At 57.8% G+C, this 26,128-nt stretch carries 23 protein-coding genes and 1 pseudogene; 16 read left to right on the top strand and 8 right to left on the bottom strand.

Annotated features, from left to right (window positions below):
- Nucleotides 1-35: 35 nt before the first annotated feature.
- Together AC3EMP_RS08600 and hemP are read right to left on the bottom strand one after the other, a co-directional pair.
- Nucleotides 36-1,127 (bottom strand): hemin-degrading factor, encoded by a 1,092-nt coding sequence (locus AC3EMP_RS08600; RefSeq protein WP_023706368.1) that lies wholly within the window; start codon nucleotides 1,125-1,127, stop codon nucleotides 36-38.
- A gap of 30 nt (nucleotides 1,128-1,157) precedes the next feature.
- The gene (hemP, locus tag AC3EMP_RS08595; RefSeq protein ID WP_023685012.1) at nucleotides 1,158-1,262 is read right to left on the bottom strand and encodes a hemin uptake protein HemP; all 105 of its coding nucleotides are present in this window, start codon (nucleotides 1,260-1,262) and stop codon (nucleotides 1,158-1,160) included.
- 536 nt (nucleotides 1,263-1,798) lie between these two features.
- On the opposite strand from hemP, the gene AC3EMP_RS08590 reads away from it, so the two are divergent.
- The 16 genes from AC3EMP_RS08590 to AC3EMP_RS08515 all read left to right on the top strand — a co-directional run bounded on the left by AC3EMP_RS08590 (nucleotide 1,799) and on the right by AC3EMP_RS08515 (nucleotide 17,194).
- Nucleotides 1,799-2,119, top strand: a complete 321-nt coding sequence (locus tag AC3EMP_RS08590; RefSeq protein WP_352712699.1) for a HesB/IscA family protein — start codon at nucleotides 1,799-1,801, stop codon at nucleotides 2,117-2,119.
- A 55-nt stretch (nucleotides 2,120-2,174) separates the two neighbouring features.
- Nucleotides 2,175-2,525 carry a hypothetical protein gene (locus AC3EMP_RS08585; protein ID WP_488481932.1) on the top strand — a complete coding sequence of 117 codons (351 nt, stop codon included), beginning with the start codon at nucleotides 2,175-2,177 and terminating at the stop codon, nucleotides 2,523-2,525.
- 36 nt (nucleotides 2,526-2,561) lie between these two features.
- Nucleotides 2,562-3,728, top strand: coding sequence for a cysteine desulfurase NifS (nifS, locus tag AC3EMP_RS08580; RefSeq protein ID WP_352712701.1), 1,167 nt, complete (start codon nucleotides 2,562-2,564; stop codon nucleotides 3,726-3,728).
- A gap of 25 nt (nucleotides 3,729-3,753) precedes the next feature.
- Entirely contained in the window at nucleotides 3,754-4,962 is a 1,209-nt protein-coding gene (gene nifV / locus AC3EMP_RS08575; protein WP_352712702.1) for a homocitrate synthase, read from the top strand.
- A complete protein-coding gene (gene nifW / locus AC3EMP_RS08570) occupies nucleotides 4,959-5,339 on the top strand; it encodes a nitrogenase stabilizing/protective protein NifW (protein ID WP_023687348.1) in 381 nt (126 codons plus the stop codon). The genes nifV and nifW overlap by 4 nt, the downstream gene beginning before the upstream one ends.
- A gap of 185 nt (nucleotides 5,340-5,524) precedes the next feature.
- On the top strand, nucleotides 5,525-6,376 hold the full coding sequence (locus tag AC3EMP_RS08565; RefSeq protein ID WP_023672212.1) for an electron transfer flavoprotein subunit beta/FixA family protein: 852 nt from the start codon (nucleotides 5,525-5,527) through the stop codon (nucleotides 6,374-6,376).
- 18 nt (nucleotides 6,377-6,394) lie between these two features.
- On the top strand, nucleotides 6,395-7,504 hold the full coding sequence (locus AC3EMP_RS08560) for an electron transfer flavoprotein subunit alpha/FixB family protein (RefSeq protein WP_023685019.1): 1,110 nt from the start codon (nucleotides 6,395-6,397) through the stop codon (nucleotides 7,502-7,504).
- A 10-nt stretch (nucleotides 7,505-7,514) separates the two neighbouring features.
- Entirely contained in the window at nucleotides 7,515-8,822 is a 1,308-nt protein-coding gene (locus AC3EMP_RS08555; protein ID WP_023687350.1) for an FAD-binding protein, read from the top strand.
- An 11-nt stretch (nucleotides 8,823-8,833) separates the two neighbouring features.
- Nucleotides 8,834-9,133: a ferredoxin family protein gene (locus tag AC3EMP_RS08550; RefSeq protein WP_352712704.1), complete on the top strand. Its 300-nt coding sequence runs from the start codon at nucleotides 8,834-8,836 to the stop codon at nucleotides 9,131-9,133.
- A gap of 956 nt (nucleotides 9,134-10,089) precedes the next feature.
- A complete protein-coding gene (nifB, locus tag AC3EMP_RS08545; protein WP_352712705.1) occupies nucleotides 10,090-11,568 on the top strand; it encodes a nitrogenase cofactor biosynthesis protein NifB in 1,479 nt (492 codons plus the stop codon).
- 31 nt (nucleotides 11,569-11,599) lie between these two features.
- The gene (locus tag AC3EMP_RS08540; RefSeq protein ID WP_023672218.1) at nucleotides 11,600-11,794 is read left to right on the top strand and encodes a 4Fe-4S dicluster domain-containing protein; all 195 of its coding nucleotides are present in this window, start codon (nucleotides 11,600-11,602) and stop codon (nucleotides 11,792-11,794) included.
- A 98-nt stretch (nucleotides 11,795-11,892) separates the two neighbouring features.
- On the top strand, nucleotides 11,893-12,213 hold the full coding sequence (locus AC3EMP_RS08535) for a nitrogen fixation protein NifZ (protein WP_352712706.1): 321 nt from the start codon (nucleotides 11,893-11,895) through the stop codon (nucleotides 12,211-12,213).
- Nucleotides 12,210-12,422: a putative nitrogen fixation protein NifT gene (gene nifT, locus AC3EMP_RS08530; protein ID WP_023672220.1), complete on the top strand. Its 213-nt coding sequence runs from the start codon at nucleotides 12,210-12,212 to the stop codon at nucleotides 12,420-12,422. Before AC3EMP_RS08535 ends, nifT begins: the two co-directional genes overlap by 4 nt.
- 32 nt (nucleotides 12,423-12,454) lie before the next feature.
- Nucleotides 12,455-13,348: an SIR2 family NAD-dependent protein deacylase gene (locus tag AC3EMP_RS08525; RefSeq protein WP_352712707.1), complete on the top strand. Its 894-nt coding sequence runs from the start codon at nucleotides 12,455-12,457 to the stop codon at nucleotides 13,346-13,348.
- An 85-nt stretch (nucleotides 13,349-13,433) separates the two neighbouring features.
- The gene (locus tag AC3EMP_RS08520; RefSeq protein WP_352712708.1) at nucleotides 13,434-15,302 is read left to right on the top strand and encodes an ABC transporter ATP-binding protein; all 1,869 of its coding nucleotides are present in this window, start codon (nucleotides 13,434-13,436) and stop codon (nucleotides 15,300-15,302) included.
- Nucleotides 15,302-17,194 (top strand): ABC transporter ATP-binding protein, encoded by a 1,893-nt coding sequence (locus tag AC3EMP_RS08515; RefSeq protein ID WP_023685024.1) that lies wholly within the window; start codon nucleotides 15,302-15,304, stop codon nucleotides 17,192-17,194. The genes AC3EMP_RS08520 and AC3EMP_RS08515 overlap by 1 nt, the downstream gene beginning before the upstream one ends.
- Before the next feature lie 555 nt (nucleotides 17,195-17,749).
- On the opposite strand, the gene AC3EMP_RS08510 is transcribed toward AC3EMP_RS08515, so the two are convergent.
- The 6 genes and pseudogenes from AC3EMP_RS08510 to uidA form a co-directional block, all read right to left on the bottom strand.
- Nucleotides 17,750-18,790 (bottom strand): LLM class flavin-dependent oxidoreductase, encoded by a 1,041-nt coding sequence (locus tag AC3EMP_RS08510; RefSeq protein WP_488376918.1) that lies wholly within the window; start codon nucleotides 18,788-18,790, stop codon nucleotides 17,750-17,752.
- An 88-nt stretch (nucleotides 18,791-18,878) separates the two neighbouring features.
- Nucleotides 18,879-20,018 carry a histidinol-phosphate transaminase gene (gene hisC / locus AC3EMP_RS08505; protein ID WP_352545570.1) on the bottom strand — a complete coding sequence of 380 codons (1,140 nt, stop codon included), beginning with the start codon at nucleotides 20,016-20,018 and terminating at the stop codon, nucleotides 18,879-18,881.
- A 235-nt stretch (nucleotides 20,019-20,253) separates the two neighbouring features.
- Nucleotides 20,254-20,655, bottom strand: a pseudogene (locus tag AC3EMP_RS08500) (helix-turn-helix domain-containing protein); the annotation flags it as partial.
- A 1,241-nt stretch (nucleotides 20,656-21,896) separates the two neighbouring features.
- On the bottom strand, nucleotides 21,897-22,691 hold the full coding sequence (locus AC3EMP_RS08495; RefSeq protein WP_000572405.1) for an aminoglycoside O-phosphotransferase APH(3')-IIa: 795 nt from the start codon (nucleotides 22,689-22,691) through the stop codon (nucleotides 21,897-21,899).
- 178 nt (nucleotides 22,692-22,869) lie between these two features.
- Nucleotides 22,870-24,291 carry a levansucrase gene (gene sacB / locus AC3EMP_RS08490; RefSeq protein WP_001022105.1) on the bottom strand — a complete coding sequence of 474 codons (1,422 nt, stop codon included), beginning with the start codon at nucleotides 24,289-24,291 and terminating at the stop codon, nucleotides 22,870-22,872.
- A gap of 19 nt (nucleotides 24,292-24,310) precedes the next feature.
- Entirely contained in the window at nucleotides 24,311-26,122 is a 1,812-nt protein-coding gene (gene uidA, locus AC3EMP_RS08485; protein WP_257825605.1) for a beta-glucuronidase, read from the bottom strand.
- Nucleotides 26,123-26,128 lie beyond the last annotated feature (6 nt).

Here is a 26,128-nt window from a genome sequence, read left to right as displayed (position 1 = left end):
GTCGGAACGTGGTGCTGAGTCCTATCGCGGCCAATTCAATCCGAGGACCTGTCGGCAGTCAACACACCCCTGGAGGTCGGACCGGGAACGCGTGGCAGACTCTCGGCCAGAAACCGCCAGTCGCTGCCCTCGCGTTCGCCTTCCTTGCGCGTGCCGAAGAACTGGATGATCATCTTGCCGTCCGCGCCATAGGCTTCAATGGACGTAACGTGACCATCCCTCGTCGGCTTGCGCACGGCCCAGACCTCGCGGATGCGATGGGTCCTAAGATGCAGATGGAAGGTCTCTTCGAGCACATTGATCCGCGGCCCGATCTGCTTGACCGACCTGATCGGGCCGGAATGGATCTGAATGCAACCACGATTGCCGACAAAGCACATGATCGGCATCTCGTCTTCGGCCGCCTGTTGGAACAGGGCGCCAATGGCATCATTGTCGAGTAGCCAGGCGTCATCCTCGTCGGCCATACGCATCGCCTGGCAGCGGCTGAGCTTCAGTGTCTTCAACATATGGTAGAACTGATGCACGTCGCTTAGCCGGCCCCAGTGCTCGCGTAGGTCGTCGACCGTGGTGGCGTGGTCTGGACTCACTGCGTTATCGCGCGCCCCGCTCGCCTCGAGCGATATGATCGGCTCCTGGTCGGGGGATACAAGCTCTGCCGTCAGATCCTGATAGGCCTGCAGGTTCGAGGCGGGCGTGAGATGAGCTTTGTGCATCGCCTCGCCGGTGGCATCAAAGAATTGCAGGCTGCGGGGGATCTCGGCCCCCTCGCGCTTCTCGACGGCGAAGCCATACGCCCACGCTTTCGGGAAGATGCGCAGGTCGATCTCGTCGCCGAGCAGTATGGCATGCTGGTTGCCGGTGACCACTTTGCCGTAGACGCCAATCTTTTGGTGCACGGCACTTTCGTTGCTGGTGACCGCCATTACCTCGCCGACCGCTTCGAGGCCGGTCAGCAGATCATCGACGCGCGGCTCAATGCGCACCGCGCCGTGACCACAATGCGCCGCGACCAACTCGGCTTCCGAAATGCCCAATCGAGCGGCGAGATCATGCTCCCGGATCTTCGGATTGTCTTTGCACGCCCGCCGGATTTCGTCGGGCGACGGTTTCTCGCGTTGGTCCATGCTTACCCCTGTTTCTACGACGTGTGAGGATCATCTGCCCTGCCCGGGAATCTTCAGCCGATAAGGCGCGCCGAAATGCTCGATCCTGATCTGCTGCTGGCCCATGAACAAGGTGTCGCTGGACAGCGTGCGCACGGCGTCGCACCGATGCGAAAATCGGCGAGCAGCCACATGCCGATGGCATCCCATCGAGCCGGTCGGCGGCTACTGGGCGGTGGTGAGCCAGTATGGATGTTGTCGCAATCGGCCAAGCGGGCATTCGGATGCCACGAGCGGCGCTGCTTTGCCAACAACGCGTATCTGACCACGGTCCTGACATGTTACTCCCTTGCTTCGCCCCATCCATCGCGATGGCACCCACGGCATGGTTGTGGATCGGCATGCTCTTGCCGTCTCGCCAAACGGAGCTTCAAAAACCGTGCCAATTGCGCCGAGGCAAGCTCAGAAGAAGTTCTGTCCTTGGTGATGTGAGTTCACCCAAGAACTCAGGCCAACATCCCTCGTGCCGGACCCGACAAACCCGACAGCACGTGTCGATTGGCCGACACCTTATCAGCAATCAAGAGGCACCAGTGCGAGAGATGCCGCGCTGTGTTGAAACGTTTTTTGGCTTTGGCACGGTGCATGCAACGTGATGGGCAAGCAGGTCGCGGACTGAGGAGAATGGAGCCATGATTACGCTCACCGACAACGCTGTTGCCGCCTTCAAGACTGCTCTTTGCCGTGCCAGCGAGCCGGCGGAAGGCTTTCGCATTATGGTCGAGGCCGGCGGCTGCGCAGGCTTCAAATACTTAATGGGCCTGGAGAGCGTGTCGCGCGAGGGCGACGCGATCTCTGACACAGATGGGGTCAAGCTGTTCGTGGACGCGGGCTCCCAACCCCATGTAGCCGGCATGACCGTCGACTTCCTCACCGGGCTCCAATCTTCCGGTTTTGTCTTCGATAACCCCAATGCGCGCGAAAAGTGCGGCTGCGGCAAGTCCTTCAGTTAAACGCCCGAAGCGCCTGTGCGGCCGACAGAGTGATTTTGCGGCAGAGGAGACTTATATGGCCGGCACAACAGATGTCCCCGTCCTAAAAAACAAGACAAGGTCAAAGCCGATCTCGGGACCGCCATTCGCTCCCAGTAGGATTCAAAGAACGTCGCCTCCCGAAGCAGCTCGGTTCCTGGTGGCACCCGAGCTGCTTGCGGACAAATCGCGCCGCTGCGCCAAATTCGGCTCATCGGTAGCGTTATCGCGTTCGGGAGTCCTTACCTGCGGGCTGACCTACGGCCACTGCGAACATGTCCATATCGACGGAGATCCGGTTTACGTCAAACACTCCGGGCGCCTGCGCGCGCTGCCAGTTCAAATGATCATCAACGGCATGCGCCAGAGGCTCAACGAGTTGGTCTAGCGCTCGCGTCATTCTGTTTAACTGAGGATCGCACCTATGAAGCCTGTCTACCTCGACAACAACGCAACCACACGGGTCGATCCTGAGGTCGTGCAAGCGATGTTGCCGTTCTTTAGGGATCAATTCGGCAACCCTTCGTCGGCACACGCTCTTGGCGCCTCAGTCAGTGCGGCGGTGAGAAAGGCGCGGAGGCAGTTGCAAGCTCTGATCGGCGCGGAGTTCGAGGATGAGATCACTTTCACCTCGGGTGGGACAGAAAGCGACAATGCAGCGCTTCTTTCAGCGCTCGAGGCGGCGCCCAACCGAACCGAGATCGTGACGTCCGCGGTCGAGCATCCCGCCGTGCTCACGCTCTGCGCGCATCTTGAGAAGACCCGCCGCTTCAAGGTGCACAGGATCCCGGTGGATTGCCGTGGTCGGCTCGATCTCGACGCCTATATGGCCGCCCTCACCCCACAGGTTGCAATCGTGTCAATAATGTGGGCGAACAACGAGACTGGTGTGATCTTCCCCGTGGCAAGGCTTTCCGAGTTGGCCAAGGAAGTGGGCGCCCTATTCCATACCGATGCTGTGCAGGCGGTCGGCAAGCTTCCGATGGACCTGAAGTCGACCGCAATCGACATGCTGTCGCTCTCCGGCCACAAGCTGCACGGGCCGAAAGGGATCGGTGCGCTTTTCGTAAAACGTGGCGTCGATTTCCATTCGCTGATCAAGGGGGGTCACCAAGAGCACAACCGGCGTGCTGGCACCGAGAATACGCCCGGCATAGCCGGGCTCGGCACGGCGGCCGAACTCGCCTTGAAATTCATGGACGACGAGACCACACGGGTAAAGTCGCTCCGCGATCGCCTGGAGGGCGGGATCCTCCAGCGCATCCCAAGCACCTGTGTCACTGGTGATCCCTTGCAACGGTTGCCCAACACCGCAAACATCTCCTTCGAACATGTCGAAAGTGATGGAATTCCACTTCTCCTCAGCCGCATTGGCATCGCGTGTTCCTCTGGCTCGGCCTGCACCTCCGGCTCTCTGGAACCAAGCCATGTCCTAAGCGCGATGAAAACGCCACACGCGGCAGTCCGCTTCTCCTTGGCGCGGGACAACAGCGAAGAGGACATCGACCGGGTGCTCGAGGTCATGCCGGGAATCGTGGGGAAGCTGCGCAGCTTTTCCGGTTCTGGGCCGGGTAGTCCGGTCTATGCGTGAGCCGCAGAAGAACAGGCTGCCTGTCATGACCGGTCATGTCTCCCTCAACGATACGACCTTGCGCGATGGCGAGCAGGCGCCGGGCGTCGCCTTCACCACGACGGAAAAGCTGGAGATCGCTGAGTCTCTTGCGGCGGCTGGCGTGACAGAGATCGAGATCGGCACGCCGGTCATGGGCGTCGACGAGATGGAAACAATTCGCGCCGTGGTAGCGCGGCGTCTTCCGGTTCGGCTCATCGCCTGGTGCCGGATGACGTCGTTGGATCTCGATGCAGCGATCGAGAGCGGCGTCCAAGCGGTCAATTTGTCGCTGCCTGCGTCGGACATCCAACTTGCCGCCAAGCTCGGCCTCGACAAGGCGGGAGCGCTCCAGGTCATCGATCATATGGTCAGGCGCGCCGCCGATGCCGGCTTCTTCGTCGCGGTGGGCTGCGAGGATGCCTCGCGGGCCAATCGGGATCATCTCGCCCGCGTCATCGAGACGGCCGCACGCGCCGGCGCAAGCCGCGTGAGGCTGGCCGACACAGTCGGTGTTCTCGACCCGTTTTCGACCTTCGAACTTGTCGCCCAGCTCGTGGTGCAGTCTCCAATCGACCTTGAATTTCATGCGCACAACGATCTCGGACTTGCTGGCGCCAACACGCTGGCGGCGATCCGCGCAGGCGCGCGCCATGCCTCCGTCACCGTCCTGGGGCTCGGCGAGCGTGCGGGCAATGCCGCGCTGGAGGAGGTGGCCGCCGCAATGGCAGTCTTCGACGGCGCAGACACCGGCATTGAGCTGACCGCATTGCCCGGCCTCGCCGCCCAGGTGGCTTGGGCCGCCCGCCGGCAGACCGCAGCCACTAAGCCGGTCGTCGGCGCCGATGTATTCACCCACGAATCCGGCATTCACGTCGCAGGGCTGCTGAAGGACTCGCGTACTTATCAGGGGCTCGATCCGACTCTCGTGGGCCGCTGCCGGCGGATCGTCATCGGCAAGCATTCCGGCGCCACTGCGATTGCCCATGTGCTGAGCGAAAGCGGTCGCGATCTCGACCCGGATCTGGCAGCCGCGATGGTGGCCCGCGTCCGACGCGAGGCGGCCGAGACCAAATCGACCGTCACTGCAACTCGACTGGTCGAGCTCTACGATGGAATGTGCAGCGAGGCATCCCTCATCGAGCTGTGCGGGTCCAAGTCAGCCGTGCGCGAGCGCACAGAGGCCACAGTTTTGCGACCAGGAAGAATGCAATGAATTGTTCCGCTGACAGCCGCCCCATGGATGTCACCGACATCCTCGCACGACTGAAGCGCTTGTCGGCTGCAGAGGAATTCTTCTCAGTCCTAGGCGTCGCCTATGACCCGAAGGTACTGAATGTCTCGCGGCTCCATATCATGAAGCGTGTGGGCCAATACCTCGCCGAAGAAGATTTCTCCGGTCTGCCCGACCAGGTGATTGCCGCGAGGGTGCGCGCGACGCTCGAACGAGCTTACGAGGACTTTGCGATTTCCTCGCCGCTCACGCATCGGATTTTCAAGGTGCTCAAGGACCACGATCCGAACAAACCTGCCGCGCCGGGCCACACCTTTGTTCCGTTCGACTCGGTACTGAAGCGGTTCGGACGGGAATGATCGGCGACAACGGTGCGACGCGACAATGTCGAGCAGCCGCCAAATGCGGTCATCACCACAGCGCCGTCAGAAGCAACCAGCCGAAGTTGTAGGAAAGGGGGAGCGCAAGAGACTTGGCACGAATAATGCGGACAAAGGAGATAACCGCAATGCCGGACCCGGACAGGAGCCTAGAGAAACCGCCAATGCACATCGTAATCTGCATCAAGCAGGTGCCGGACTCGGCACAGATAAGGGTCCATCCGGTCACGAACACGATCATGCGCCAGGGTGTTCCGACCATCATCAACCCTTACGACCTGTTCGCCCTCGAAGAAGCGCTCAGACTGCGCGACGCACATGGCGGCGAAGTCACTGTGCTCACCATGGGTCCGCCCATGGCAGAGGACGCGCTGCGCAAGGCGCTCGGTTACGGCGCCGACCGAGCGGTGCTCTTGACCGACCGCTATTTTGCCGGCTCCGACACGCTGGCAACCTCGTTCGCCCTTTCCCAGGCAATCGCGAAGATTGGCGAGACGTTCGGCACGCCAGACCTCGTCTTCACCGGCAAGCAGACGATCGATGGCGACACCGCCCAGGTCGGGCCCGGCATCGCCAAGCGCCTCGGACTCCTGCAACTGACCTATGTCGCGAAGATCCCTTCTGTCGACCTTGCTGCACGCGAGATCAAGGTCGAGCGCCGTTCCGAAGGCGGCACACAGATGCTGAAGAGCAGGCTCCCTTGCCTCATCACCATGCTGGAAGGCACAAACGAGATCCGCCGGGGCTCGATCCAGGACGCCTTGTGCGCCGCGCGCAGCCAGGTCTTGAAATGGAGCGCGGCCGACGCCGGCATTGAGGATCTCACCAAATGCGGCCTGCGCGGTTCACCGACGGTCGTCAAACGTGTTTTCGCCCCTCCTGCTCGAGCTGAAAAGGCGGCACAAATCGACACCGCCGAGAAGGCCTTGCGCGATGTCGCTGACGAACTCATCACCGCAATCTTCACCCGCCAGCCGGCGCTGGAACATGAGCTCGCCTTTAACGGCGGCGCGTGACGGCAAGGAGCAAAAACGATGTCGACCGCGAACGGAGAAACCCCTCGCCCTGCCGCCGGCCGCGCCGGCATAAAGAAGGAGTTGCCCGCCCATTTCAAGGACTACCGGCACGTTTGGGTTTTCATCGAGCTCGAACGTGGCGAGGTCCATCCGGTATCGTTCGAACTGCTCGGCGAAGGCCGCAACTTAGCAGACAAGCTTCAGGTCCAGCTTGCAGGTGTCGTGCTTGGACCGCCGGGAGAGGCCGTGGGGAACGCCGTTGCCGAAGCATTCGCGTATGGCGCTGACCTTGTCTACATCGCCGAGGCGCCCCTGCTCGCCGACTATCGGAATGAACCTTTCACGAAGGCGTTGACGGATCTGGTCGATACCCACAAACCCGAAATCCTTCTTCTCGGTGCCACCACACTGGGCAGGGATCTTGCCGGCTCCGTGGCGACGACCTTGCAGACGGGGCTCACGGCCGACTGCACCGAACTCGACGTAGATACCGACAGTTCGCTCGCCGCCACGCGTCCGACTTTCGGCGGTTCCTTGTTGTGCACGATCTATACGCTCAATTTCCGCCCGCAGATGGCGACCGTGCGGCCGAGGGTCATGCCCATGCCGCAGCGGACGGATAAACCGGTCGGGCGTGTCATCCGGCACAAGCTTTCGCTTGCCGAGGACGAGATCGCTACCAAAGTCCTCGGCTTCCTGCCGGACAATCAGTCGGCGAAGGCAAACCTTGCCTATGCCGACGTCGTGGTTGCGGGAGGCCTTGGTCTTGGCGCGGCGGAGAACCTGCAGCTTGTGAAGAACCTCGCACGAGCAATCGGCGCCGAGCACGGCTGTTCGCGTCCGTTAGTCCAGAAGAGCTGGATGCCAGCTGATCGGCAGATCGGCCAAACTGGCAAGACGATCCGGCCGAAGCTTTACATAGCGGCCGGGATTTCCGGCGCCGTCCAGCATCGGGTTGGCGTGGAGGGGGCGGATCTCATCGTGGCCATCAACACCGACCCGAACGCGCCGATTTTCGATTTCGCTCACCTCGGAATCGTCACCGACGCGATCCGCTTCCTGCCCGCACTGACGGAAGCCTTCACCCGGCGGCTGTCGCCCCACAGTCGCGATAAGCTTTCGAGCTAAGGGGATGGACATGATCGAGGAAAACTTCGACGCCATTGTTGTTGGGGCAGGCATGTCCGGAAACGCAGCTGCTTACACCATGGCCAGCCATGGCCTGAAGGTGCTGCAGTTGGAGCGGGGTGAATACCCGGGCTCCAAGAATGTCCAGGGTGCCATCATGTACGCGAACATGCTGGAGAAGATCATCCCGGATTTCCGGGATGATGCGCCTCTCGAGCGGCATTTGGTTGAACAGCGGCTTTGGGTGATGGACGACACATCCCATACCGGGATTCACTATAGGTCGGACGACTTCAATGAGGCGAAGCCCAACCGATACACGATCATCCGTGCCCAGTTCGATAAATGGTTTTCGCGTAAGGTGCGCGCGGCCGGCGCGACCGTTCTGTGCGAGACGACCGTGACGGAACTCATCCGTGATGCCAAGGACAGGGTGATCGGCGTCCGCACAGACCGGGCGGGCGGGGCCATCTACGCGGACGTGGTCGTTCTCGCAGAAGGTGTCTGCGGACTGCTTGGCACTCGAGCCGGCCTGCGCGAGATGCCAAAGCCGCAAACCGTGGCCCTCGCCGTCAAGGAAATGCATTTCTTGCCCGAAGAGGTCATTGAGCAGCGGTTCGGCGTAAAGGGCGATGAGGGCTGCGTGATCGAGGCGGTGGGCACGACCTCCCGCAGCATGGCCGGGCTCGGCTTCCTCTATACCAACAAGGAGTCCATCTCACTGGGCATTGGCTGCCTCGTCTCCGATTTTGCCGCGATGGTCGAGAGCCCCTACGTTCTCCTTGATGCCTTGAAGAGCCATCCTTCGATCCGGCCGCTGATCGCCGGCTCGGAAGTGAAAGAATATTCCGCACACCTCATTCCCGAAGGCGGCTACAAGGCTATTCCGCAGCTCTTTGGCGATGGTTGGGTCGTGGTCGGCGATGCCGCGCAACTGAACAACGCGATTCACCGCGAGGGTTCGAACCTCGCCATGACCTCCGGCCGCATTGCGGCTGAGGCAATCGTCGAGGTCAAGAGCCGCAACGGTCCGATGAACAAACGGAATCTCGCCCTTTACAAAGCCATGCTGGACAAGTCCTTCGTGGTCAAGGACCTGAGGAAATACAAAGACATGCCGGCCTTGCTCCACACCAATTCCAGCAATTATTTCACGACTTATCCGCGGTTGATGTCGCAAGCTGCGCAGAACTTCATGCGTGTCGACGGCACGCCGAAGATCGAGAAGGAAAAGGCGACCACGGCGGCCTTCATCAAGGCGCGCTCGCGCTGGGGGCTGGTCAGCGACGCGGTCCGCCTTGCATTGGCGTGGCGCTGAGGGGAGACGATATGACCAGCGCAGCGACGAAGTCACGTGTCGAGGACAAGCTTTACCAGAACCGCTACTTGGTGGATTCCGGCCGCCCGCACATCAAAGTGCGACCGCAACAGAAGCCGAGCGCGAATTTGCTCGCGCTGACCCACGTCTGCCCGGCGAAATGTTATGAGTTGAACGACAAGGGTCAAGTGGAGATCACTGCCGACGGCTGCATGGAGTGCGGCACCTGCCGGATTTTGTGCGAGACGAGTGGTGAGATCGAGTGGAACTATCCACGCGGCGGTTTCGGAATCCTCTTTAAATTCGGATGACCGGCGCACGCACACTTAAGGCGGCGATCATCCAGTACAGCTGAGTCTCGGCCATGCCATTTTTTGCTTTAATCGCCAATAAGTGAAGAGACATTGCATGAATACTGTTCTTGCATAATTCAGCCTCAGATAAAAAATGCAGGTTCACTCTGGACGACAACCGCTGAAGTCGTCTCTATGAGCCACCGGGCCGCAGATCGGGTCGACGAGGCCCTGAACCGCCCATCGAGCATGCCCTAAGCAGATACCCGCTCAGGGACTCTACGATATGTGAAGGTGCTGACCGCCCCGAGCGAGCTGGAGATTACGCTCGCCATACGCCAATTGTCGTGAACGTCCTGCCCACGTTTCTGCAGACGGGTAATTGAGCGATCGTCGTCCTGGACGCTGAAGGAGAGCCGGAGATTGCCGCCACTGCCGGCAATACCCACGCACCTCAATCAGGCACTCGCCGCCTCATATCACAGGCCGTAACAGATCAAGCGAATTGCGGCTGCCGGCCAGTCGCATCGGCGCCTCCGCAGCAAGGTATCTCCTCTTACGGCCGCATCCGAACCATGCCGCTTGTCGCCCGCATCTGACGGCACGTAACCGGCTGATCGACGCGATTGACTAGGCCGGTTGGGTTCTTCCAGGGCGGCTCGTATCCTCGGCCTCACGCCATGGCAAATCGGCTACGCCCTGGGCCGGCATGGTATCAAGGTGAAGAAATTCCAGACGTCGCGATGACGTCAAGCGTAAGCAGCCCGGAGTGGTCTCGCTCACACTCTGCGCGCCCGAGGCTGCTAGCCTCGCGACCCTATTTGCTTGTCCACTGTCGTAAGCCCGACAAAGGTGTGTCGGAGCAATCCGAAGGAATCTGACACGAGAAGCCTATTCGTGAACCGAAACAGCTCTTTGAGCTGGCATAGCTCTTGCGCTTTGAACTGCGACATCACGCAGCAACGGAGCCGTTCATGTCTGCACCGGCAATTTCGCTTGAGAGCCTCAGCACGACATTCGGTGACCAGTTGCTTGGCACCATGAAACCCGGTGGCTGCGCGTCTTCGTCCTGCGGCTCGTCGACAAAGCCCGACGACACGGATCCGGCTGTCTGGGAGAAGATCAAGGATCACCCCTGCTTTTCAGAAGAGGCGCATCACTATTTCGCGCGTATGCACGTCGCGGTCGCGCCGGGCTGCAACATCCAGTGCAACTACTGCAATCGCAAATATGACTGCGCCAACGAAAGCCGGCCTGGGGTAGCCTCTGAAAAGCTGACGCCCGATCAGGCGCTACGCAAGGTGATCGCGGTCGCCAACGAGGTGCCGCAGCTTTCCGTGCTCGGCATCGCCGGACCGGGCGACGCCTGCTACGACTGGAAGAAGACGAAGGCGACCTTCGCCAAGGTCGCCAGGGAAATCCCAGACATCAAGTTTTGCATATCCACGAATGGGCTGGCGCTGCCCGACCATGTCGATGAGCTTGCTGACATGAATGTCGATCACGTGACGATCACGATCAACATGGTCGACCCTGAGGTCGGCGCAAAGATCTATCCTTGGATCTTTCACGATCATCGCCGCTACATCGGCATTGAAGCCACCCGGATCCTGCACCAGCGGCAGATGTTGGGCCTGGAGATGCTGACCGCGCGGGGCATCCTCACCAAAATCAACTCGGTGGTGATCCCGGGCGTGAATGATGAGCATCTGATCGAGGTGAATAGATGGATTAAGGAGCGAGGCGCGTTCCTGCACAACCTTATGCCGCTGATTTCGGACCCGGCCCACGGCACGCACTACGGTCTGAGCGGGCAGCGCGGCCCAAACGCCATGGAGATGAAGGCTCTTCAGGATCGTGTCGAAAACGGCGCCCAGTTGATGCGCCACTGCCGGCAGTGCCGGGCAGATGCCGTGGGCCTGCTCGGAGAAGATCGTGGCCAGGAATTCACAGTCGACCGGATTCCCGGCGAGGTCACCTACGATGCCAGCAAACGCAAGGCCTATCGGGAGCTGGTCGCGGAGGAGCGCCGTGATCACGTCGAGGCTAGGAGAGAAGCGATCGGATTGGTCAAGGCAGCGAGCCCCGGCAAGTCCCTTCTCTTCGCGGTGGCGACCAAGGGCGGCGGCCGCGTCAATGAGCATTTCGGCCATGCGAAGGAATTCCAGGTTTATCAAGCCTCGCTGAAAGGGATCAGCTTCGTCGGGCATCGGAAGGTGGACAAGTATTGCCTTGGCGGCTGGGGCGCAGAAGCCGCCCTCGATGGCGTCATCGCAGCGCTTCAAGGCATAGATATCGTGCTGTGCGCCAAGATTGGAAATTGCCCGCAGGATCAGCTCGCGGAGGCTGGAATCAGAGCCACTGACGCCTGTGCCCATGACTATATCGAGACAGCAATCAGCGCGATTTACATCGCCGCATCTGGGACCCCCACACTCGCGGCGACGGCCTGAGCTGTCTCATTCATTCGGACCAGGAGTTAAAATGGCTTTCAAGATCATCGCATCCCAATGCACCCAATGCGGCGCCTGCGAATTCGAATGTCCTTCCGGCGCGATCAAGTTCAAAGGCGAGAGCTACGTGATCGAGTCACAGAAGTGTACCGAATGCGAGGGGGTCTTCGATGCGCAGCAATGTGCCTCGGTATGTCCGGTGCCGAAGACCTGCGTTCCTGCGTAACGGACATTGGACTGCCGACATGGTTGGGGGCTGCCTACGCAGGACGCCTGGAACGCCTTGTTCGCAATCTCAGCCGCAAGAGAAATCAGGGAACGGACATGTCGCTCGGACGCGAAGAGGAGATCGAAATCCGCAGGCCTCCACGATTCATGCCTGGAGAGCGGGTACGTGCCACTCGCCACATAAAGAATGACGGCACCTATCCTGGCAGGGAGATCAGCGAAAATCTCGTGCGGAAGGGGGACGAGGGATATGTGCGCGACATTGGCACCTTCCTCCAGCAGTTCTTCATCTATGCGGTCGAGTGGATCGACCGTGGCACCGTCGTCGGTATGCGAGCGCGTGAACTGATGAGCCTCGACAAGGCCGAGGCGCCCTGCAGTGCTGAAAGCAATACCAATGAAGGGACGGCCAGATGAAAGTCATGATCCGCAGGACCGATGCTGGTTTGTCGGCGTATGTCCCCAAAAAGGACCTCGAAGAGCCGATCATCAAACTCGAGAAGGAAGAGTTGTGGGGCGGAACGGTCACGCTCAGGAACGGGTGGCGGCTCCTCCTACCCGATCTCCCACATGATACGCGTCTGCCGATCACCGTCGAGGCAAGGAAGATTTCCGAAGAGGGCTGATGCTGCCCCTAGGTGCGTCGCGAGGAAACGAGATGAACACGATCCTGACATCGGGCCACCTCGTCATTGTGCGGGACAGTTTTGCTGAAAAGCTGCTTGACCTGGCGAAGGGAGCGCTCGCCGCCGATGAGGTGATCCCCTATCTCGGTCCGGGTCTTCTTGAGTTGAACTGTGTGGAACCGCCTGTGCCGCATACCCCGGAGGTTGTTGCCGCGGCACTCAATGCACGGGCTCCAGCCCCTTCCAGGATCCGCACCAATATGTGGTCGGTTGCGCAGTTCATCGAACAGCGCCGGCATCGCCGGACGCTTCAAGCTTGGATGACCGACATATTCGCAGCGCCGGTGGGGCCGACCCCCTTCCACGCCTGGCTCGCAAGGCTGCCACTCTCCCTCATCATCGACAGCTGGTATGACAGCGCGATGCGCACGGCTCTGGTAGAGACCGGCCGAACGGACGTCGTTGAGATACAAGGCGTCACGCGCGCGAATGAAATCGGCAACATTTGGACGAAAACCTACGATTTGTCCGGGAGGGAGCTCGACCCCCGATTGGGGGCCAAGACGGTTCTCTATTCACCTCACGGGAGTATTACGCCCGCGCAAAACTTTCTCGTCGCAGATTCCGACTACGTCGAAGTCCTGTCCGAAATTGATATCCAGACACCGATCCCAGACGCTGTGAAGGAACGGCGCATCACCCGTGGATTTTTCTTCGTTGGCTGCCGCTTCAACGATCAGATGCTGCGCACCTACGCCAGACAGATCATGAAGCGCTCCCGCGGTCCCTATTGCACCGTAATGGACGCGGAAACCCTGACCAGAAACGAAGCGCGTTTTCTTGCGGCAAGCGGAATCACGGTGATCGACGTGCCACTAAGTCAAGCGGCGGCTCGGCTAGTGGGAACGGGCACGGCTGCAGGTTGAGGACGGGATTAACAATGGCGGATGCCTTTGATGATGTCTGCTTCGGCTTTCCTCGAAGGCGCAAAATGCAGTCGGGAATACACCCGTGAACAGTGAAGCTGTCAGCGGCGCAACGAACGCACTGAATTCGTTGGCCCATGTTGAAGCGGCGCGCTGGGGCCGGGATTTGAGTACGCTGTTGCGCATCACGCGTATGAATCTGCGCCATCCGTGGCAGGTTGCCCTCGCTATGGGCTCGACGATCATGGCGGCAATCCTCCAGTTGCTCATTCCCCAGCTTCTCGGCCGGGCTGTCGACCAGACCCAGACAGCTATCGGGGGCGGTGTCGCGGGGGCCGCGGCAGGACATGCGCTCTGGGCCCCGGCTCTCCTGCTGCTCGCCGTCAGCGCGCTACGCGGCGTTTTCACGATGGCGCAGAACTATTTTGCCGAAGCCGTCGGGCATCATGTCGCGTACGAATTGCGGCTCGCCTACTACGACAAGATCCAGCGTCTCAGCTTTTCCTTTCACGACCGGGTCCATTCAGGCGATCTGATAACCGCCGGAATGCTCGATCTCGAAGGCGTGCGGATGTATTTTTCCACCGGGCTCATGCGGGTGCTCCTGCTGACGATGCTGATCGGGATTGGCGCTTACATGATGATCTCGACCGATCCCGTGCTCGGCTTGGCCGCGCTCAGCTTCGTGCCTTTTGTCGCTTGGCGCTCATCGACCACACAGCTTAAGCTGCGCGCCACCTGGCTCGACCTCTATGAGCGCCTTTCGGTACTAAGCCGCGTGATGAAGGAAAATCTCGCAGGTATCCGTGTGGTCCGCGCTTTTGCGGCTCAATCCTATGAGATGCTGAAGTTCGACGGCGCTTCCAAGAACGCGCTCGACCTCGCCAACGATCTCGTTGACATCTACGTACCCAACACGTCGGCGATGACCTTGTCCTACTTTTTCGCAATGGGATTGGTGCTTGGGATCGGTGGCAACAAGCTCGTCGCTGGCGAGATCAGCGTCGGAACCATGGCGACCTTCCTGACCTTCATGACCATGCTGCAAATGCCAGTCCGCCAGATCGGTCTCATGGTCAATGCGTTTGCCCGCGCTTCTAGCTGCGGTTCGCGGCTTTTCGGTCTCCTCGATCAGGAGATCACCATCAGGGATGCTCTCGAGGCCAGACCGCTTGAGATAAGTGACGGCACTCTGCGCTTCCACAATGTCTCATTTGCCTACCCCAACGCCGAAAACCGCGCCATTCTGAAGAACCTCAGCTTTGAGGCCCGGAGAGGCGAGACGATCGCTATCGTCGGTCCGCCGGGTTCCGGCAAATCGACGATGGCTCATCTGGTCCCCCGCTTTTACGACGTGACCGGTGGCGCCATCACGTTGGACGGCCAGGACATACGCAATGTCACCCTCGAGAGCCTTCGCAAGGCGGTCGCGGTTGTACAGCAGGATGCGTTCCTATTCACAACAACGATCGAGAACAACATCGCTTATGGCGATCCCTGGGCGAAGAGACAGCGAATTGAACGCGCTGGAGAATTCGCCCAGCTCCACGACTACATCCTCGGGCTCCCGGCAGGGTATGAGACGGTCGTGGGCGAACGCGGCGTTTCTCTCTCTGGCGGCCAGCGCCAGCGTCTCACGATTGCTCGCACCATGATGCTGCGCCCCTCCGTCATCATTTTCGACGACTCGATGGCCGCGATCGATGCCGGCACCGAGCTGCGCATTCGCGCGGCGATGCGGCGCTTCGCAAAGGATCGGGTGACGATCATCATCGCGCACCGGCTGAGTGCGCTTAAGCATGCCGATCAAATCCTTTTTGTCGATAAAGGCGTAATCGTAGAACGCGGCACGCATGAAGAGCTTCTGGCGAAGCGGGGACGCTACAGGGCCCTTTACGATCTCCAGACGCGCCCGGGTGATAGCATTATTAGCCAGGATGGGGGCGCCCGCTGATGGACCAGGGCCGCGGCGAACTCGAAGCCGAACGTGACGATGGGAGACGCCCTCCGCGCGCGGTCGTCGGCTCGCACCGGATCGAGGAGGAGATGTTCGGCCGGGCTTTCGACAAGAGCATCCTCCGTCGCATCTGGGGCTTCGTCCATCCCTACCGGGCAAAGGTAGTTGTCACGATTGTCGCGATGCTGATCTTCACCGGGACGCAGCTTCTCATCCCCTTGATCATCCGCTACGCGATCGACCTCGGCATGAACCCGGCAAGGCCCGATCGCTCAGCCCAGCTTGCGGCCGTCGGCGCGTTCCTTTCGGCGATTTTGGTCAATTTCGCCGCCGGCTACATGCAGGAAGCCTTGGATGGGAAAATGGCCGAAACTGTCCTGTTCGACATCCGCCGCGCCATGTTTGGCCATCTGCAAAAGGTTTCGCTCTCTTTCATGGACAAGACCGAGGTCGGACGCCTGATGTCGCGCCTGCAAGGCGACGTTAACTCCATACAGGAGTTCCTGGAAACCTCGGTATATTCCCTAGGCGATGTTGCGCTTCTCTTCGGCATCGTTTTCGTAATGCTGTGGCTCGACTTTCGCCTCGGCCTCCTGACGCTATCGGTTCTGCCGATCCTGGTGATCGTCCGCATTGTCTGGTTGCCGCGGGCCCGCGACGCCTTCATGGCTGCACACGAAACCAATTCCGTCGTCAATGGCGCGCTGGCCGAAGCCATTCACGGCGTGCGGACCATACAGTCAATGGACCGCCAGCAGGTGAATTTCAGTCTTTTTGACGATCGGGCCCATGCCAACCTCAGGACCCACCTGATCGCTGCCAGATATGCACTGGTCATGGTGCCCATCGTCGATGGCATCACCGGCCTCGCCTTGGCCGCCGTTATTGTGGTCGGCGGCTCGATGGTCATGAATAGCCGTATAGATGTGGGCGTGTTGGTAGCCTACCTATTTTACATCCAGCGCTTCTTTGACCCGATCCGCTCACTCACCCTGCAATATTCGGTCATGCAGCGCGCCATGGCCTCAGGCAAGCGCCTGACCGATGTGCTCGACGTTAAGATCGATGTTAAGGACAAACCCAATGCCGAGGTGCTTTCGCCCGAAATGGACGGCTCGGTCGAGTTTAGGGACGTCACCTTCGGCTACGATCCGAACCGTTCGGTTCTGAAAAATGTCTCGTTCAAGGTCAATCCGGGCGAGACGGTCGCACTAGTCGGACCGAGCGGTTCTGGCAAATCGAGTGCGATGGCCCTGGTCCACCGCTTCTATGATGTTCAGCAGGGTCAGGTGCTGGTCGGCGGACATGATGTACGCGACCTCACCCAGGAATCGCTCGGCCGGCAGGTCGCCATGGTGCTGCAGGAGCCATTCCTGTTCACCGGGACGGTCTTCGAGAACATTCGATACCAGAAGACGGAAGCCACGCGCGACAAGGTGATCGAGGCGGCCAAGGCTGTCGGCGCGCATGACTTCGTCATGAGCCTCGCCGACGGGTATGAGACCCAACTTGGCGAACGCGGCGACAACTTATCTCTCGGCCAGCGCCAGCTTATCAGTTTCGCCCGCGCCCTCGTCGCTGACGCCAAGATCCTCGTGCTCGACGAAGCTACCGCCAATATCGACAGCTACACGGAATTGCAGATTCAGAAGGCTCTGATCAAGCTGCTTGAAGGGCGGACTGGCCTCGTCATCGCCCACCGTCTCGCCACGGTCCGGGGGGCCGACCGCATCATCGTGCTTCAGAATGGCCAAGTTATTGCGACTGGCAACCACGATGAGTTAATAGCCATGGGCGGCCTGTATTCCAAACTCTACTATCTCAACTACGCCTCCTTCGACGACCTTCCCGAACACGATACCACCGTCCAAGCTGGCTCTCAGACCTGACATCTTGGCGGCCTTGTGGTAGTGGCGTTGACTTTCGGGCGTGTCGGCAGACCACTCAGGCCACCGCATCCGGCCAGCAGCCAGCATTCAAGAACGAGCACTCCTCGCAATTCGTGAAGACCGGCTGCGAACGATTTCCTCCAGCATCGTATCCGACCGCGGTGCACCACCATCATCGGGCGAGCTCGCTGGAGGTGTTGGCTGGGCGTCGCAAAGCCGCTCGCGAGCGCGCCCTCAATAGCGCCGTAGCGAGTGACGGCTTTGCCACCGACGGGCCGCTGATGAAGCTGGATTAGTGGGCGCCGCACCGACGCCGCCCCGGGCGAGAAGAACCTCCTGCGGCTGGCTATGGGCAACGACTAGCGCCAGCGCGACGAGCAGACGCGTGCCGGCATCGTGACGCGCTCGGCTACCCTCTCCTTAGGATCGTGCATGTTCACACGATGGCCCAGACGCCAGCCAACGCACAAAGCTGGTATTCTGTGCCGCCTGCTCGTCGTCAGTTTGGCCTCCTCCCGATTGCCCGCCCCACCACGTGCAAGCTCGAGCACATGGTCAGCCAAGTCGAGCCATGATTTCGGATTGAATGGTCCTCGCGGTGTAAAGGGAAGCATCTAGCGGCAGATTTCCAAATGCCATTTGACAAAGCAGGTAGTTGGCACCTGCCTCTTCCAACTGATCTAGCAGAGCTTTTCGCACAAACTCTGCTGATCCTACCACGCACAATTCACTCTCGACTGCCGCATCGAAGGTCAGCGGCAAGTTTGGTGGAGTGGGGATAGCGTTAAGCTCGTAAAGGAATTGGAAGCTCTTGAGCCAGCTTGCGTAAGCAGGTGCCGCGAGCGAATAGGCATGTGTGTCACAACGCCCAATCACGACCATGCGGAGCAATCCGACAAATCTCCCTTGATCCCCCCCGCCTGCGTTGTCCTCTCGATAGGCGCGGAACGCATCAGTAGTTTTGCGAACAGAAGAGGAAGGTCCTACACACGCGATATTTGTTCCATTCGCAGCGGCCCAAGCTGTGGACTCGGGTCGATTGGCAGCGACCCATGTGGGCGGATGTGGACGCTGATGAGGTCTTAGCGTCAAAGGAACGTCATTGAGATCAAAATGGCGGCCTTGATAGCATAGCGTACCGACCTCCCCCGAATTAACAAGTATTTGCATAAGAATTTCGGTGGCTTCGGCATAACGGCCCGGCACCGCGTCCGCACCAATCCCGAAGTAGCCCAATTCGGTCGGGAGAGCACCGCGCCCTATGCCCAGTTCGAGCCTGCCACCGCTCAACTGGTCCAGCATACAGATCTCTTCGAACGCACGCAGCGGATGATAAAGCGCAAGCAGCATCACCAAGGGTCCGAGACGCAAGCGCCGGGTGCGCTGGGCGACGCTCGATAAGAACAGATTCGGCGATGGACCTCTCCCATGGGGAGTACAGTGGTGTTCTGCGAGGTGATAGGCATAGAACCCTAGCTGATCGCACGCCTCTGCTAATATCAGGCGATCTTCGTACTGCCGGCCTATATCGCGGCCATCCTCATCCAAATGATCGAAGATGCCGAAAGCCAGGTTTGAAGGAAAGACGTTTGTCACTCTTTAAGTCCCCGATTTTAAAAGCAGGCTGTTTTCTTGCTGGGATCACCCGCAAGTCGGAAGAGATGTGTGTGATCGCCGATTAGCGTCAGCGTAACGAAGAAGCAGAGCCTGACGCTTCCCTGCCCCTGGAGCTTGGCACCGTTAAGCTTCCAGCAATGTCGCCAGCGGCAGCAAGAAATTCATCCATCTGCTCTTTTGTGCCGATGCTGACGCGGATACAGTGTTCCAAGCCTTTGTCCGGAAAAAACGCGACAAGTATCTTTTGCCTCTCCAATGCTGCTTGCCACCATGAGCCGTCCTGTCCCGCGGGCACACGGGCCAGCAAGAAATTTGCGCGGGAGGGTGTTACGGAAAATCCGAGTTGCGATAGTGCAACTGTCACTCGCTCTCGTTCATCCTTGATGTGCTTGTGGTTGTCTGCGTAGGCGCCGCGATGCGCAAGCACGCTGATACCAACGGCATGCCCGATCACGTTCATGTTGAAGACGTTCTGGATGTTTCGCAGCCTTCCAATAATTTCAGGGTGACCGAAACCGAAACCGACGCGAATGCCGGCGGCGGCATAGCTTTTCGAGAATGACCTCAAGATCAGAAGGTTCGAATACCGGTTGATGAGGCGCAGTCCGTGATCGGGTGCAAAGTCGACGTATGCCTCATCAAGGACAATCAAGCGGTCCGATTGTGCTACGAGGCGTTCGATGTCGCTGATCGGGAGGAATGTTCCGGTCGGATTGTTTGGATTGGCCAACATAATAAACTTGGCGTCTTTTGCCGGACCGGAAAGCAATTCCTCCATTGGCAGGGAATGAGCTTGACATCCGATTTCGAGGAACTCAGCGCCCTGAAGCATGGCAAGTTTGCGGTTGAACGAAAACCCTGGCGACATCATCGCAACCTTGTCGCCGGGTGCGAGAAAAGCTCTGTAGATCAGTCCGAGCAGTTCAGACGACCCGTTGCCAGCGATGACCTGATCCCTGGAGACGCCATATGCGCTGGACGCTGCTTCCCTCAGTCTGAAGTTGTCGTCATCCGGATATAGATACTGGCGCTTGAGGGCCGCCACTGCACTTTGCATTATGATTGGCGGCAACGGAAACGGGTTCTCATTCGTATTCAGCTTGATAAAATTTCCGTCCGGCGCTGGTCCGTTGGACGGCAGAGCATCTAACTGTCGTGTCACTTGCGAAAGAGCCGAAAGCACAGTTTGCAGTTTTGCATCGGACATATTTTACTCCGTTTCAGTCACACAGGGGGCATCCGTATGAGCTCGCAACGAGAGCAACATGGCGGACGAGATTGACGATGGCAGGGTTGCCTTTCACACAATGGTCGCAGCGCCGGCTGAGATGGGAATTCAGCCAGGCTGTCCTCGGTCGAATCGAGTTGACGCGCACGCGGATCTGCATCGCTGCGCGGCGCCAAGGCGCTAAGCGGCTCAGCTCATGCCCAGGGTCATGCTTTCAAAGACGCTTGATCTCGACGCCGTATTTCCTCAGCACGTAGCCAATCTGGCGCGGGGTCAGCCCAAGCAAGCGCGCTGCCTTTGCCTGCACCCAGCCACATCTTTCCATGGCAGCAATGACGCGCTCTATATCGGGCGTCCTCGCGCCAATTGGGTGGGTTGCGCCGGCAAGCGGGCCTGTAGTCGCGGCCGAACTGGCGGCCTCGTCCGGGGGCGTGGCCAAATTCGCTGACTCCGGCAGGATCGGCGGTGGTTGCAGCGCGGCCTTGCCCGATCTGCACTTCCACAGCGCCTCGGCAAAGCATTGGCCTTGGGAGCAGGCAAAGTCGTTTCTCCCGATTGACAGTCCCTCGGCCAGGATCGCTGTCCGGTGCACGCAATTTTCAAGCTCGCGAATGTCTAGACAATTCGCACGATATACAGGATTTTGCCAAAGGGTTCGTGTAGACTTTCCTTGGTGTATCCAACGGCGTCAGCCGGGCAGGATAGGTGAAGTAGGCCCACCCGCGAGCGGGTGTTCCTTCTTCACTGTCCCTTATTCGCACCTGGCGGTGCTCAACGGGAATCCTGCTCTGCGAGGCTGGCCGGCTACCGCCGGCGTAACAGATGAGGGCAAGCGGATGGAAGCTCTAGTCTGATTAAGCATTGGTAACTGTCAGACCAAGTTTACTCATATATACTTTAGATTGATTTAAAACTTCATTTTTAATTTAAAAGGATCTAGGTGAAGATCCTTTTTGATAATCTCATGACCAAAATCCCTTAACGTGAGTTTTCGTTCCACTGAGCGTCAGACCCCTTAATAAGATGATCTTCTTGAGATCGTTTTGGTCTGCGCGTAATCTCTTGCTCTGAAAACGAAAAAACCGCCTTGCAGGGCGGTTTTTCGAAGGTTCTCTGAGCTACCAACTCTTTGAACCGAGGTAACTGGCTTGGAGGAGCGCAGTCACCAAAACTTGTCCTTTCAGTTTAGCCTTAACCGGCGCATGACTTCAAGACTAACTCCTCTAAATCAATTACCAGTGGCTGCTGCCAGTGGTGCTTTTGCATGTCTTTCCGGGTTGGACTCAAGACGATAGTTACCGGATAAGGCGCAGCGGTCGGACTGAACGGGGGGTTCGTGCATACAGTCCAGCTTGGAGCGAACTGCCTACCCGGAACTGAGTGTCAGGCGTGGAATGAGACAAACGCGGCCATAACAGCGGAATGACACCGGTAAACCGAAAGGCAGGAACAGGAGAGCGCACGAGGGAGCCGCCAGGGGGAAACGCCTGGTATCTTTATAGTCCTGTCGGGTTTCGCCACCACTGATTTGAGCGTCAGATTTCGTGATGCTTGTCAGGGGGGCGGAGCCTATGGAAAAACGGCTTTGCCGCGGCCCTCTCACTTCCCTGTTAAGTATCTTCCTGGCATCTTCCAGGAAATCTCCGCCCCGTTCGTAAGCCATTTCCGCTCGCCGCAGTCGAACGACCGAGCGTAGCGAGTCAGTGAGCGAGGAAGCGGAATATATCCTGTATCACATATTCTGCTGACGCACCGGTGCAGCCTTTTTTCTCCTGCCACATGAAGCACTTCACTGACACCCTCATCAGTGCCAACATAGTAAGCCAGTATACACTCCGCTAGCGCTGAGGTACCGGGTCAGAAGAACTCGTCAAGAAGGCGATAGAAGGCGATGCGCTGCGAATCGGGAGCGGCGATACCGTAAAGCACGAGGAAGCGGTCAGCCCATTCGCCGCCAAGCTCTTCAGCAATATCACGGGTAGCCAACGCTATGTCCTGATAGCGGTCCGCCACACCCAGCCGGCCACAGTCGATGAATCCAGAAAAGCGGCCATTTTCCACCATGATATTCGGCAAGCAGGCATCGCCATGGGTCACGACGAGATCCTCGCCGTCGGGCATGCGCGCCTTGAGCCTGGCGAACAGTTCGGCTGGCGCGAGCCCCTGATGCTCTTCGTCCAGATCATCCTGATCGACAAGACCGGCTTCCATCCGAGTACGTGCTCGCTCGATGCGATGTTTCGCTTGGTGGTCGAATGGGCAGGTAGCCGGATCAAGCGTATGCAGCCGCCGCATTGCATCAGCCATGATGGATACTTTCTCGGCAGGAGCAAGGTGAGATGACAGGAGATCCTGCCCCGGCACTTCGCCCAATAGCAGCCAGTCCCTTCCCGCTTCAGTGACAACGTCGAGCACAGCTGCGCAAGGAACGCCCGTCGTGGCCAGCCACGATAGCCGCGCTGCCTCGTCCTGCAGTTCATTCAGGGCACCGGACAGGTCGGTCTTGACAAAAAGAACCGGGCGCCCCTGCGCTGACAGCCGGAACACGGCGGCATCAGAGCAGCCGATTGTCTGTTGTGCCCAGTCATAGCCGAATAGCCTCTCCACCCAAGCGGCCGGAGAACCTGCGTGCAATCCATCTTGTTCAATCATGCGAAACGATCCTCATCCTGTCTCTTGATCAGATCTTGATCCCCTGCGCCATCAGATCCTTGGCGGCAAGAAAGCCATCCAGTTTACTTTGCAGGGCTTCCCAACCTTACCAGAGGGCGCCCCAGCTGGCAATTCCGGTTCGCTTGCTGTGGATCCATCGGCATTTTCTTTTGCGTTTTTATTTGTTAACTGTTAATTGTCCTTGTTCAAGGATGCTGTCTTTGACAACAGATGTTTTCTTGCCTTTGATGTTCAGCAGGAAGCTTGGCGCAAACGTTGATTGTTTGTCTGCGTAGAATCCTCTGTTTGTCATATAGCTTGTAATCACGACATTGTTTCCTTTCGCTTGAGGTACAGCGAAGTGTGAGTAAGTAAAGGTTACATCGTTAGGATCAAGATCCATTTTTAACACAAGGCCAGTTTTGTTCAGCGGCTTGTATGGGCCAGTTAAAGAATTAGAAACATAACCAAGCATGTAAATATCGTTAGACGTAATGCCGTCAATCGTCATTTTTGATCCGCGGGAGTCAGTGAACAGGTACCATTTGCCGTTCATTTTAAAGACGTTCGCGCGTTCAATTTCATCTGTTACTGTGTTAGATGCAATCAGCGGTTTCATCACTTTTTTCAGTGTGTAATCATCGTTTAGCTCAATCATACCGAGAGCGCCGTTTGCTAACTCAGCCGTGCGTTTTTTATCGCTTTGCAGAAGTTTTTGACTTTCTTGACGGAAGAATGATGTGCTTTTGCCATAGTATGCTTTGTTAAATAAAGATTCTTCGCCTTGGTAGCCATCTTCAGTTCCAGTGTTTGCTTCAAATACTAAGTATTTGTGGCCTTTATCTTCTACGTAGTGAGGATCTCTCAGCGTATGGTTGTCGCCTGAGCTGTAGTTGCCTTCATCGATGAACTGCTGTACATTTTGATACGTTTTTCCGTCACCGTCAAAGATTGATTTATAATCCTCTACACCGTTGATGTTCAAAGAGCTGTCTGATGCTGATACGTTAACTTGTGCAGTTGTCAGTGTTTGTTTGCCGTAATGTTTACCGGAGAAATCAGTGTAGAATAAACGGATTTTTCCGTCAGATGTAAATGTGGCTGAACCTGACCATTCTTGTGTTTGGTCTTTTAGGATAGAATCATTTGCATCGAATTTGTCGCTGTCTTTAAAGACGCGGCCAGCGTTTTTCCAGCTGTCAATAGAAGTTTCGCCGACTTTTTGATAGAACATGTAAATCGATGTGTCATCCGCATTTTTAGGATCTCCGGCTAATGCAAAGACGATGTGGTAGCCGTGATAGTTTGCGACAGTGCCGTCAGCGTTTTGTAATGGCCAGCTGTCCCAAACGTCCAGGCCTTTTGCAGAAGAGATATTTTTAATTGTGGACGAATCGAATTCAGGAACTTGATATTTTTCATTTTTTTGCTGTTCAGGGATTTGCAGCATATCATGGCGTGTAATATGGGAAATGCCGTATGTTTCCTTATATGGCTTTTGGTTCGTTTCTTTCGCAAACGCTTGAGTTGCGCCTCCTGCCAGCAGTGCGGTAGTAAAGGTTAATACTGTTGCTTGTTTTGCAAACTTTTTGATGTTCATCGTTCATGTCTCCTTGAGCTCATTGTTTGCCTCCCTGCTGCGGTTTTTCACCGAAGTTCATGCCAGTCCAGCGTTTTTGCAGCAGAAAAGCCGCCGACTTCGGTTTGCGGTCGCGAGTGAAGATCCCTTTCTTGTTACCGCCAACGCGCAATATGCCTTGCGAGGTCGCAAAATCGGCGAAATTCCATACCTGTTCACCGACGACGGCGCTGACGCGATCAAAGACGCGGTGATACATATCCAGCCATGCACACTGATACTCTTCACTCCACATGTCGGTGTACATTGAGTGCAGCCCGGCTAACGTATCCACGCCGTATTCGGTGATGATAATCGGCTGATGCAGTTTCTCCTGCCAGGCCAGAAGTTCTTTTTCCAGTACCTTCTCTGCCGTTTCCAAATCGCCGCTTTGGACATACCATCCGTAATAACGGTTCAGGCACAGCACATCAAAGAGATCGCTGATGGTATCGGTGTGAGCGTCGCAGAACATTACATTGACGCAGGTGATCGGACGCGTCGGGTCGAGTTTACGCGTTGCTTCCGCCAGTGGCGCGAAATATTCCCGTGCACCTTGCGGACGGGTATCCGGTTCGTTGGCAATACTCCACATCACCACGCTTGGGTGGTTTTTGTCACGCGCTATCAGCTCTTTAATCGCCTGTAAGTGCGCTTGCTGAGTTTCCCCGTTGACTGCCTCTTCGCTGTACAGTTCTTTCGGCTTGTTGCCCGCTTCGAAACCAATGCCTAAAGAGAGGTTAAAGCCGACAGCAGCAGTTTCATCAATCACCACGATGCCATGTTCATCTGCCCAGTCGAGCATCTCTTCAGCGTAAGGGTAATGCGAGGTACGGTAGGAGTTGGCCCCAATCCAGTCCATTAATGCGTGGTCGTGCACCATCAGCACGTTATCGAATCCTTTGCCACGCAAGTCCGCATCTTCATGACGACCAAAGCCAGTAAAGTAGAACGGTTTGTGGTTAATCAGGAACTGTTCGCCCTTCACTGCCACTGACCGGATGCCGACGCGAAGCGGGTAGATATCACACTCTGTCTGGCTTTTGGCTGTGACGCACAGTTCATAGAGATAACCTTCACCCGGTTGCCAGAGGTGCGGATTCACCACTTGCAAAGTCCCGCTAGTGCCTTGTCCAGTTGCAACCACCTGTTGATCCGCATCACGCAGTTCAACGCTGACATCACCATTGGCCACCACCTGCCAGTCAACAGACGCGTGGTTACAGTCTTGCGCGACATGCGTCACCACGGTGATATCGTCCACCCAGGTGTTCGGCGTGGTGTAGAGCATTACGCTGCGATGGATTCCGGCATAGTTAAAGAAATCATGGAAGTAAGACTGCTTTTTCTTGCCGTTTTCGTCGGTAATCACCATTCCCGGCGGGATAGTCTGCCAGTTCAGTTCGTTGTTCACACAAACGGTGATACGTACACTTTTCCCGGCAATAACATACGGCGTGACATCGGCTTCAAATGGCGTATAGCCGCCCTGATGCTCCATCACTTCCTGATTATTGACCCACACTTTGCCGTAATGAGTGACCGCATCGAAACGCAGCACGATACGCTGGCCTGCCCAACCTTTCGGTATAAAGACTTCGCGCTGATACCAGACGTTGCCCGCATAATTACGAATATCTGCATCGGCGAACTGATCGTTAAAACTGCCTGGCACAGCAATTGCCCGGCTTTCTTGTAACGCGCTTTCCCACCAACGCTGATCAATTCCACAGTTTTCGCGATCCAGACTGAATGCCCACAGGCCGTCGAGTTTTTTGATTTCACGGGTTGGGGTTTCTACAGGACGGACCATGGTTAT

This window comes from Mesorhizobium sp. P160219 (assembly GCF_057786095.1).
This window is presented reverse-complemented; position numbering and strand designations above follow the sequence as displayed.